The following is a 580-nucleotide window of genomic DNA, read 5'->3' as shown; positions in this document are numbered from 1 at the left end:
CTGTTTCCCCGTGACGTATTCTCAGAACTGGAACGCCTGCAGCGCGAGCTGCACCAGCCATTCGAGCAGTCTCCCAGTATTCGTGGTCGGGTCAGTTTTCCGGCCATGAATGTAGGCGGCACACCCCACTCGGTGGAAATCTACGCCTTTGCCCCCGGCACCGATCCGGCCAGCATCGACGTCCAACTGGTGAAGGGCGTACTGACCATTGTCGGCGAGCGCAAGCCCGATCTCTCTGACAAGGACGAGCAAACCTCCCTGCATATCGATGAACGCTTCGCCGGCCGCTTCCGTCGCGTGGTGAGCCTACCGGACGACGTGAATCCCAATGCGGTGGAAGCCAAGTACCGTGATGGCGTGCTGCACATCAGCATCCAGCGCCTCGAAGCAGCGCAGCGGCGCCAAATCAGCATCCAGTGATGCGAGGAGGATCTCGCCATGAGCGAAAATACTGCTGTCACCAAACAAGCCGACGCTGGCAGCGCTGAAGCGGCCCTGATGCCGCCAGTGAATGTGTACGAGGACGCCGCAGGCATCACCCTGTACGCCGATCTGCCGGGTGTGCCCAAGGACAAGCTGG

1 protein-coding gene and 1 pseudogene are annotated in these 580 nt (G+C 61.0%); both read left to right on the top strand.

The window, feature by feature from the left end; all coding sequences use genetic code 11:
• The coding region (locus ACYP5B_RS15530) for an Hsp20/alpha crystallin family protein (RefSeq protein WP_459570314.1) at positions 1–420 on the top strand (420 nt) is incomplete at its 5' end.
• A gap of 18 nt (positions 421–438) precedes the next feature.
• Positions 439–580, top strand: a pseudogene (locus ACYP5B_RS15525) (Hsp20/alpha crystallin family protein); the annotation flags it as partial.

Source organism: Cupriavidus sp. 8B (genome assembly GCF_054589115.1).
Note: the sequence above shows the minus strand (reverse complement) of the source record. Positions and strands in the feature narration are given on the sequence as shown.